We start from the raw sequence: 10,084 nt of genomic DNA, 5'->3' as shown, positions 1-10,084 counted from the left end.
TGGACAGACCGCTGGTGTATCTGTTGGTGACCAACACCATGGCAGAGTAGCCAAGTCTGGCAGGGATAAACGCTGAAGGCATCTAAGCGTGAAGCCCCCCTCAAGATGAGATATCCCAATAAGTAAGACCCCTTAGAGAGTATGAGGTAGATAGGCTTAAGGTGTAAGCACAGTAATGTGTTCAGCTGATAAGTACTAATAGGTCGAGGGCTTATCCATTGCGGTAAGGAAGGACCCACGAAGTGGGAGGATCCCTTACCGCCAAGTAACAGGCGAAGCCTGTTACAGAATGAAAATTTAGTCAAAAACAAAGAAGAAACGATCCAGTAAGAAATGAACGATCAAGAATTAGTCAAACGAGTTTGCATACGATGTAAAGAAAGATTTCAGTATTCGGTTTTGAAGGTATGACCTGCGACAAGAAGGGGCCCACGAAGTGGGAAGTGATCTTGCCGCCAAGTAACAAAACGAAGTTTTGTTACAGAACAAAGAACCTATACAATAATCCTCGATAGCTCAATGGTAGAGCACTCGGCTGTTAACCGAGTTGTTGCAGGTTCGAGCCCTGCTCGGGGAGCTAGAGCAAAAGAAGAAAAGCGGAGCGGCAGTTCCAAAGCTCAAAAGAATAAGGCTCCGTGGTCAAGCGGTTAAGACATCGCCCTTTCACGGCGGTAACACGGGTTCGATTCCCGTCGGAGTCATTTTTTTATTTATAAGAAAATAAATATGGCGCCATAGCCAAGTGGTAAGGCAAAGGTCTGCAACACCTCTATCACCAGTTCGAATCTGGTTGGCGCCTCTTTTAACAGCCTACGGGCTGTTTTTATTTTGCTATTTATATAGAAGAAATGCAGTTAAATCAGATCAAGTCAAATTTCTTTAATGCTACATACAGTTCATGTACCGGAAGCCCTACGACATTAAAATAATCTCCCTCAATCTTCTGAATAAATTTCGCACCAAAAGCCTCCTGAATACCATAACCACCGGCTTTATCTGCCCATGGATATTTTCCAGAAGAATCCCTTGCGGTGAGATAGTCTGTCAGTTCCGTAGGGGAAATCCGGTCAAAGGTAACATTGGTACAGGAAACGAAAGAATGCTGCATGATCTGTGCATCTGTATTCCAAAAGAGCGTAACACCTGTATAGACCTGATGCGTATGCCCGGAAAGCTCCGATAATGTGGCTCTTGCAGCATCCATGTCCGCAGGTTTCCCCAATAACTGATTTCGGTAGCAGACGATCGTATCTGCGCCGATTACAAGACAGGGAGATGCCAATGCATCAGGAGCCGAATCGGTCAAAGAAGTATTGGAATCGTGCAAGATCAGCTGCTGCATGATATCTTCTGCCTTGGTATGGGAAAGATCCATGACGAATGCTTCAGGGGTATGAAATATGGTTTCTTCCTCTTTGGAGGAAGGTATAATCTGAAAAGTCGGGAATATGTTTTTTAGTAGCTCTTTTCTGCGGGGAGAAGCAGAGGCAAGAATAATCTGACGATTGGTAGACATAGGTCTCCTTTCTGCAATTTGTATACAATTTATCATTCAAAGTGCATAGAATTTGTTGAAGAAAGTCATGCATTGTATTATAATTATACTACATGTAAACTCGTGTGGGAAGTAAGAGGTGGCAGAATGGATAAAAAGAGGTTAAATATTGCATTGCTTGTCAGCGAATTTGAGGATGGGTATACGCGTTCCCTGTGTGAAGGCGCAGTTTCAGCTGCCAAGGAATTAGATGCGAATTTATTTATATTTCCGGGGCGATATCTGGAAGCCCATAATTTTGATCTGTATCGTACGAAATATGATTACCATTTCAACAGTCTCTTTTCCTACGCAACAGCTTCCGAATATGATGCAATATTGATTTCCATGGGCACGATCGCCGGAAATGTGGATCTTAAAACAAAAACAGAATTTCTCAGACAGTTTAAAGGGAATAATATCATTACCATTTCAGCCAAAATAGAGGGGTATCCGAGTGTATGTTTTGATAACAGCTCCGGATTTTACAAAGGCATTTCCCATCTGATCGAAGTGCATAAATGCAGAAGGATCGGATTTGTCAGCGGTGCAATGACGAGCGATGATGCGATGCAGCGTCTGGATACATATCGTAAATGCCTGAAGGATCATGGGATCACTTATCAGGAAGACCGCGTAGTATATGGCAATTTTACAGAATACAGTCAGGAAATCGTCAGAGACCTGATGCGCCGGAATCCGGATCTGGATGCAGTTGTGTTTGCAAACGACATGATGGCAATCGGCGGATATAAAGTATTTCAGGAGATGGGACTTCGTGTCGGACGCGATATCTCCGTCATGGGATTTGACAATTCTGCCTGTGCACTGACACTGGAACCAAATCTTTCAACCGTAAATGCAGATCCGATGCAGCTTGGCTATCAGGCGGTTATGCATTATCAGGATATCCTGTCCGGTAAAGTACATGATGTGACCGTAGAATCTTCCCCGATCTACAGAGAGTCCTGTGGATGCAGACGTAAAGATTTTACAGGCTTTTCAGCGGATGAGAAAAATATCTTTAATCCGATGGAGACGCAGGAATTGTTGGATAATCTGCACAGATATCTGTTTGAGAAAAAAGACCAGACAACAGGTGTGCAGCACATTAAAACAAAATTACGCGAATACATTTCCTTTATTCAGGATCATATTTCTGATAATGGGGCATCCGAGGAAGATCTGGATGAACTGGCAAGAAAGATGCGCAGGCTGTGCAGAATGGAATTGCAGCCATATACCTCTGTATCCAAGATGTTCCATGTGCTTGATTATATTTACGACTGCATGAAGCTTGTAATTACAGATCCGGATATCATACGCCGTTTGTGTGAAACATATTTTGGCGTTTATCAGGATACAACGGAATATATCCAGAAGAAAGCGGATGCGGATAAGAGCGATGTACTTCTTTTGAATTATATTTCTACCACATTTACAAGAGATATGCTCGACTATGAGATTGGTGACGACAGAGCATATTTTACGATTATGGATAAGCTGGATCATCTGTATTTCAAAACAGCATACTTGTGTCTGTTTGAAAATGAAGTTGTGTACCGGCAGAATGAAAACTTCAAAATGCCGGAAAATATATTATTAAAAGCGTATATGCATGATGGAGAGGCTGTCTGTCAGGAAGCGGGCAAGCAGAAATTTCCGATGAAAAATCTGATCACGCATTTCTTTGAAGGACAGGAACACCGTTCTACGGTTATCGTGACATTGCTGTTCTCGACATTAGAGCAGTATGGCCTGCTGATCAGTGAGATCGAAGAAGCCTATATGCATTATACAACGCCGATCAGTTATCAGATCAGCTCTGCTGTGAAGACATTGGAGCTTCTGAAGAATAAAGAAGATATTACGGCGCAGCTTGAGGAAAGCCTTGTGCAGATCAAGGAAAGCAATGCGATTTTGGATGAAATGTCAAAATCAGATGAGCTGACACAGATTTACAACAGAAGAGGATTCCTGACAACGGTGCAGCATCAGGTAATGCATCCGTCAAATCTGGATAAACAGGCAATTATCATTTATGCTGATATGAATAATCTGAAGGTGATCAATGACCAGTTCGGACATGAAGAAGGGGATTTCTCTTTGAAGACACTGGCAGATATTCTGAAAGAGACATTCGGAGACAGCGGAATCGTAGGCAGATTCGGCGGAGATGAATTCACAGCATTTACCTTTACGGATGATAAGGATGCGGCGAAGAAGATCCGTGCCCGTATTGTGGAGATCACAAAACAAAAGAATGAAAAGAACGGAAAGCCATACTATATCAGCATGAGTGTCGGTGCATGTGTGTTTAAGTGCTCCGATCAGGTTGATCTGCAGGATCTGATGGATAAGGCAGATGTTGATCTTTATATTGAAAAACGACATAAACGAAGCAATATTTTGAAAAAGGAAACAGAGGCGATTTAAGTGGACAAAATAGAAGTATTGCAGCAGATGATCGATGAAAGTAAAAGAATTGTGTTTTTTGGTGGAGCAGGTGTTTCAACAGAAAGCGGGATTCCTGATTTCAGAAGTGTGGACGGGCTTTATCATCAGAAATATGATTACCCGCCGGAAACGATACTCAGTCACACATTTTTCCTGCGAAAACCGGAAGAGTTTTACAAATTTTACCGGGATAAAATGCTCTGCCTTTCCGCAAAGCCGAATGCTGCCCATAAAAAGCTGGCAGAGCTGGAAAAAGCGGGAAAGCTGACAGCAGTCATTACGCAGAATATTGATGGTCTGCATCAGGCTGCGGGCAGCCAGAAGGTATATGAGCTGCATGGCAGTGTCTTACGGAACTATTGCCGGAAATGCGGAAAATTCTATACCGCGGAGTATATTTTAAACAGCACGGGTGTTCCGAAGTGTGAATGTGGTGGTGTGATCAAGCCGGACGTAGTGTTATATGAAGAAGGGCTGGATCAGGAAACAATCGAAAAATCAGTGCAGGCGATCCGGGAAGCGGATATGCTCATCATCGGAGGAACTTCACTTGTAGTCTATCCTGCCGCAGGACTGATCGATTATTATAACGGAAATAAGCTGGTTTTGATCAATAAAAGCGAAACCGCGCGCGATTCGATGGCAGATCTGATCATTACAGACAGCATCGGAGAGGTATTATCGAAGATCCGGGTGAGGTAATCCGTTTAGAAAGCAATGTAGAAAAGCACTAAAATAAAAATCGGAATGGAGTAAAACATGGAATATCAGGTAGGCGATATTGTTACATTGAAAAAACAGCACCCCTGTGGTTCCAGACAATGGGAAATCCTGAGGGTAGGTGCGGATTTCCGGTTGAAGTGTCAGGGATGCGGACATCAGATCATGATAGCACGTAAACTGGTCGAAAAAAACACGAAAGACCTGCAAAAAAAGGCTTGAAAAGCCTGCCTCCTTATGGTATCATAGGGTTCTGTGATATAAAATAATTCCTTGCTTCTGCTTCGGGCAGAGGCCAGAGACCAAAAGGAGGTAAACAAGCATGAACAAATATGAATTAGCCGTTGCTGTGAGTGCGAAAATCGAAGACGATGAAAGAGCTGCTACTATTGATAAAGTAAAAGCTTATGTCGAAAGATTCGGTGGACAGATTACTAACATTGATGAATGGGGTAAGAGAAGACTTGCTTACGAAGTTCAGCATATGAAAGAAGCTTTCTACTATTTCATCCAGTTCGACGCAGAGCCAACTGCTCCAGCAGAAATCGAAGATAACATTCGTATTATGGAAAACATCGTTAGATTTTTGTGCGTAAGACAGGACGAGGCATAAAAAGAAAGTAGGAAAAATATGAATAAAGTTATTCTAATGGGGCGTTTAACAAGAGATCCGGAAGTCAGATATACACAGGGAGATCAACCAATGGCGATTGCCAGATATTCTCTCGCAGTGGATCGTAGATTTAATCGTAACAGTCAGGATGGACAGACAGCAGATTTTATTAACTGCGTTGCCTTTGGCAGAAATGGCGAATTTGCAGAGAAATATCTCCACAAAGGAACCAAGATCGTAGCAGAAGGCAGAATCCAGACAGGTAGCTATACCAATAAGGATGGCGTCAAGGTTTATACAACAGATGTTGTTGTAGAAAATCAGGAATTTGCAGAGAGCAAAAATGCACAGCAGGGTGATGGCGGATATGCCAATGCCGGACAGAGTGCTGCACCTGCTCCAATGCCTGCCGATGACGGTTTCATGAATATCCCGGACGGAATTGAAGAACTGCCATTTAGTTAGAATGTAACAGACAAATGGAGGTAATATCATGGCTTATAATAAGGCAGACAAAGCTGATTCTCCAATGAAGAGAAGAGGCGGCATGCGCAGAAGAAAAAAAGTTTGCGTATTTTGTGGAAAAGATAACACAATCGATTACAAAGATGTCAATAAATTAAAAAGATATGTATCTGAAAGAGGAAAGATCCTTCCTCGCCGTATCACAGGAAACTGTGCAAAGCATCAGAGAGCTCTTACTGTTGCAGTGAAGAGAGCACGTCACGTTGCACTGATGCCATATACATGTGACTAATCAGAAACTGAGAATCCCAACCACTTGTAAAGTGGTTGGGATTTTTTTGTTGTCAAAATAAGGCTGTCACCTCATAAACAAAAATCAGAGTATTATAATAGATTACACATGACTTAAAAGCGTTGACATACTTCCGTGAACTATTTATAATAAAAAAAGACATTATACACTATTTACTTATCTCTCAGTACATCAATCATAGATTGAACCACAGCGATTTGCTTGGAATTAAGTCCTTTTGTACTGATGACATCATCCTTTTCTAATCCTAAAAGGGAGTCTACAGAAACATGATACAGGGCAGAGAGGCGCATTAATGTGGTAAGAGAAGGTTCTCTTGCATTTAATTCGTAGGAACTAATCATTGCTTTGGATATACCCACCAGTTCAGCAACCTGTCTCTGAGATAAATTTTTGTTTAATCTTAATTCTTTTAGTTTCGATCCAATTTCAACCATAGTATACCTACCTTTTTTATTTATAGTGTAATGTATAATGGTCTTATAAATGATTATACGCGTCCTATATATGATTATATACAGAAGTATAAGAAGCTATAATGGGAATGTGTTGCATTGAATTTCATACGATCGGGTTTGTATACCCTAAAGTCTTATAAACGCTTATTTATGACTTATAAATGATTATAAAGGAGGCATACACGATGAAAAAGAAGAGAAATCTATGCAGTTTGGTCTATTTATCTCTTTCTCTTTTTTTGATGATGTGTACAGTGAACAATACAATCTGTAACAAAAGCTGGTTGCAATATGCAGAGAAAGAACAATTAAAAAGTATTGTTGGGGCAGGATTGATTTTTTGCATTTTATTAGCGTTGACGACCATATGGTACCGAAAGAATTGGAAAATTTCTTATGGGATTGTGGCAGTAGTAGTTGGATGTATTCAGCTTTTTATGATTTCACAGTTGGTTTCTGAGGTAGGATGGGATTGTGGTGCAGTTATAAATGCTGCATTTAGATCAGATCTGATAGAGGAGAGTAATCATTATCTATCGGTATATCCGAATAATTTATTTCTGGTGCTTTTTTATCGTGCGTTATTTCGGCTGTTACAAGTGCAATCAATTATCGGAGCATACCATGTAGCTGCGGGAGTGAATCTCATTTGTATTCAGATTGCAATGTATTATTTATATTGTGCACTGAGATTGCTGTTTTATAAAAATGAGACCGGTATGGGATTACTCTTTTTTATACTTGTTTTTGTATTTTCCCCTTGGCTTGTGATTCCGTACAGTGATGTTATCAGTATGCCATTTACTATATTTTTATGTTATCAATATCTGAAGCTGGGTATAAAAAAAGTAAAAAATGAGGAAGTAAACAACAAAATGATCTGGATCCTTGCAATAGTTACTATGATGGGTATGTGGATAAAGCCCACAGTTCTTATTGTGAGTATTTCAGGATGGTTTTATCTGGGAATTAAAAGTGGAAGAAAAAAAGACAGTAAGTATGGAACGCAACTATTTCTGTTTTTGGCTGTTTGTCTACTGTTACAGATCATTTGGAACGGAATTATAAATATACAACCATGGTATGAATTGGATCAGAGTAGAAGAATGACATATACCCATTATCTCATGATGGGAGCAAATGATAACAGAGGAGTTTATACGCAGGAGGATTATGAAGTTTCTCAAAGTGAAAAAGATGTATCAAGTCGACAGAGGAAAAATCTGGATGTACTAAAGACCAGACTAAAACAAAAAGGGGTAAATGGATATTTACATCACGTATGGAATAAAAGTTGCATGATTCACAGTGAGGGAAATTTTTTCTGGGGTGGGGAAGGTGGAATGAATTTCCTGAATTTTGATTTATCCAGGCATTCCGTTATGCGAAATATTTATTATATTAATGGAACAAATTATGACGTTTATAAATATGGTGTACAGGGAATTTGGTTCATCCTTTTACTGGTTGCGGGAAGTGGAATTTTGTCAATTGATCGAAATCATACACCAGAGCAGATGATGATAGCATTAACAATATGGGGAATTGTTTTATTTAATATTTTATTTGAAGCAAGATCCAGATATTTGATTCCGTTTTTACCAATTTATAGTATGATGTTCTGCTATGGTGTGCAGGTAATAGAGAATAAGACTGTAAGTTTGAAAAGAAAGGTAAAAGCAGTTTGGGGAGCAATCAGATGAAGGAAAAGAAAACTATTTTAATATACATGACAGTATTAGCTATATTCGTAATGTATGTAGTACTTCGTACGAGAGAATATAACACTGTTCACTCAATTGATATTACAGATTATCTGGTAAATGAAAATGCATGTTATGAAATAGAAGAGACGAGGGAAACAGAAAAAGCTTTATTTCTCTCCGGTTATTTTTATTGGTATGGAGATGTGGAAAGGCCAATCAACAGTTCACTTGCCTTGCTTGACTTGGAAACGGGTATAGTTTATGAAATACCGACACAACTAAGTGAAAGAGAGGATAAGAAAGAAAAATATTCACCCATTTCTCATTTCGGTTTTTTTGGCAGGATAAATAAAAGACAAGTAGATCTGGAGCATAAAAAATATCAGTTGTGTTATCTGGATCGCGGCGTCAACACAGAGGGTGTTCTGACGCATATGGAGATATATGTAGGAAAGGATTCTTAGATGACAACTAAAGTGAAAGATTGGGTGAAAGAAAGGAAGATTATTCTGCTGGTTGGTTGTATTTGGCTGTTGGTCGAAATGTGTGTGCAGTCTTTAACGGGAGATGAAGACTTTTATATCACTATGTTAAATGAAAACACGTTGGTACAGACTTTCGATTATTTTTTCAGATTATGGAGCAATCGGGTTTTAATAGACATGACTGCTGTTATAATTTTGCATTTTCCTATGGTTCTTTTTAAGATCATAAATATTGTTTTCCTGATGGGATTGCTGGCAGGGGTTCAGAAAATACTCTGTCTGGGTAAAGAGGGGACGGCTTTATTTGCAGCTATGTTATTTATGATACCGTATGATACATTCCTTGATGCGGGATTTTCCGTTACTTGTATTTATTATGTCTGGCCTGCAACATTCGCTGTCTGGCTGATTTACATCGTTTTATATGAGAAAAAGGGTTGGGGCTGGAAAATATTTGGACTGCTCTGTCTTCTTTTTTCCTGTAATATGGAGCAGATGGCTATTGTAGTTACCGGGCTTTTATGTCTGATAGGAATAAAAAAATGGAGAGAGGGAAAAAGAGGCTGGTATCCTTATTTCTTAATACTGATTTCCGTAACAGAACTTTTATATATGAAATTCGGACCCGGTGGCACAAATCGAGTCACAGTATCGATTACCAAATATTTTCCGGAGTTTTCTATGCTTACGCCGTTGCAGAAAATAGATATCGGCGTATCGACAACAATGGCACATCTGCTTTTTCAGGGAGATGTTATATGGCTCTTATTTTCCGGAATACTGTGTCTTGTCTTATGGAACCGGAATTCCGGGGAAAAACGTTTGTTGGGATGTATCCCGTTTGGCTGTTCGGTATTGCTTGGCCCGTTGTATCCGATATCAGAGATTCTGTTTCCGCAAATAACCAATATAACCACGGCCGTGCAGGAGTATGGTGTTATCAATCTATGTAATTATGATTTAAGAAACAGATGGATTCCGCTGTTATTTTTTGCGTTTATCCTTACTACCGGTTTGATCGATCTTTTTTTGGCGCTTACGGAAAAAGAAAGAATCTGGGGAGTCCTGTTATTGCTTTTGGGGCTGGCTTCCCGGTTTGTAATGGGTTTTTCTCCTACTGTATATGCATCGGGCAATCGAACCTTTTATCCATTGTGGATTGTTCTGATTTTGGAAAGTTATCTTTTGGTTCGGGAACTGGATCCTTCAAAGCGGAGCCTGGTAAGCGGATCTGTCAAATTGGCAGCAATGTTTTCGGTCATTTGTCTGGCATCTTGTTTCAATCAGTAGATAGCGGCAAAATGACTGGAAGAGGAAAAATATCTTGAGAAAA

General features: G+C 40.0%; 11 protein-coding genes, 3 tRNA genes and 1 rRNA gene. 13 read left to right on the top strand and 2 right to left on the bottom strand.

Annotated features, from left to right (window positions below; all coding sequences use genetic code 11):
* The 4 genes from KQI22_RS10050 to KQI22_RS10035 all read left to right on the top strand — a co-directional run.
* Positions 1-219: ribosomal RNA gene (locus KQI22_RS10050) — 23S ribosomal RNA — on the top strand; the annotation flags it as partial.
* Positions 220-505: 286 nt separating this feature from the next.
* Positions 506-577, top strand: a tRNA-Asn gene (locus KQI22_RS10045).
* Between the two features lie 52 nt (positions 578-629).
* Positions 630-701: transfer RNA gene (locus KQI22_RS10040), tRNA-Glu, on the top strand.
* Positions 702-728: 27 nt separating this feature from the next.
* Positions 729-799 (top strand) — tRNA-Cys (locus KQI22_RS10035).
* Positions 800-859: 60 nt separating this feature from the next.
* Here the strand turns inward: KQI22_RS10035 and KQI22_RS10030 are convergent.
* Positions 860-1,516: a Maf family protein gene (locus tag KQI22_RS10030; RefSeq protein ID WP_216551936.1), complete on the bottom strand. Its 657-nt coding sequence runs from the start codon at positions 1,514-1,516 to the stop codon at positions 860-862.
* A 126-nt stretch (positions 1,517-1,642) separates the two neighbouring features.
* On the opposite strand from KQI22_RS10030, the gene KQI22_RS10025 reads away from it, so the two are divergent.
* The 6 genes from KQI22_RS10025 (at position 1,643) to rpsR (ending at position 6,081) form a co-directional block, all read left to right on the top strand.
* Positions 1,643-3,970, top strand: coding sequence for a diguanylate cyclase domain-containing protein (locus KQI22_RS10025; protein WP_216551935.1), 2,328 nt, complete (start codon positions 1,643-1,645; stop codon positions 3,968-3,970).
* Positions 3,971-4,693: an NAD-dependent protein deacylase gene (locus KQI22_RS10020; protein WP_216551934.1), complete on the top strand. Its 723-nt coding sequence runs from the start codon at positions 3,971-3,973 to the stop codon at positions 4,691-4,693. It abuts the gene before it with no gap.
* A gap of 57 nt (positions 4,694-4,750) precedes the next feature.
* Complete coding sequence (locus KQI22_RS10015; protein WP_022003795.1) at positions 4,751-4,933, top strand: DUF951 domain-containing protein; 183 nt, start codon at positions 4,751-4,753, stop codon at positions 4,931-4,933.
* 100 nt (positions 4,934-5,033) lie between these two features.
* Positions 5,034-5,324, top strand: a complete 291-nt coding sequence (gene rpsF, locus KQI22_RS10010; RefSeq protein ID WP_216551933.1) for a 30S ribosomal protein S6 — start codon at positions 5,034-5,036, stop codon at positions 5,322-5,324.
* An 18-nt stretch (positions 5,325-5,342) separates the two neighbouring features.
* Entirely contained in the window at positions 5,343-5,789 is a 447-nt protein-coding gene (locus KQI22_RS10005) for a single-stranded DNA-binding protein (RefSeq protein ID WP_216551932.1), read from the top strand.
* Positions 5,790-5,817: 28 nt separating this feature from the next.
* Complete coding sequence (gene rpsR, locus KQI22_RS10000; protein WP_216551931.1) at positions 5,818-6,081, top strand: 30S ribosomal protein S18; 264 nt, start codon at positions 5,818-5,820, stop codon at positions 6,079-6,081.
* Positions 6,082-6,254: 173 nt separating this feature from the next.
* On the opposite strand, the gene KQI22_RS09995 is transcribed toward rpsR, so the two are convergent.
* Positions 6,255-6,539, bottom strand: coding sequence for a helix-turn-helix domain-containing protein (locus KQI22_RS09995; protein WP_216551930.1), 285 nt, complete (start codon positions 6,537-6,539; stop codon positions 6,255-6,257).
* Between the two features lie 206 nt (positions 6,540-6,745).
* Here KQI22_RS09995 and KQI22_RS09990 point away from each other — a divergent pair, with 206 nt between their 5' ends.
* From KQI22_RS09990 to KQI22_RS09980, 3 genes are all read left to right on the top strand, one after another.
* Entirely contained in the window at positions 6,746-8,263 is a 1,518-nt protein-coding gene (locus KQI22_RS09990) for a hypothetical protein (RefSeq protein WP_216551929.1), read from the top strand.
* Entirely contained in the window at positions 8,260-8,730 is a 471-nt protein-coding gene (locus tag KQI22_RS09985; protein ID WP_216551928.1) for a hypothetical protein, read from the top strand. Before KQI22_RS09990 ends, KQI22_RS09985 begins: the two co-directional genes overlap by 4 nt.
* Positions 8,731-8,958: 228 nt before the next feature.
* On the top strand, positions 8,959-10,041 hold the full coding sequence (locus KQI22_RS09980; RefSeq protein WP_216551927.1) for a hypothetical protein: 1,083 nt from the start codon (positions 8,959-8,961) through the stop codon (positions 10,039-10,041).
* Positions 10,042-10,084 lie beyond the last annotated feature (43 nt).

The organism is Kineothrix sp. MSJ-39 (genome assembly GCF_018917935.1).
In the GTDB taxonomy this organism is placed as follows: Bacteria; Bacillota; Clostridia; order Lachnospirales; family Lachnospiraceae; genus CAG-194.
This window is presented reverse-complemented; position numbering and strand designations above follow the sequence as displayed.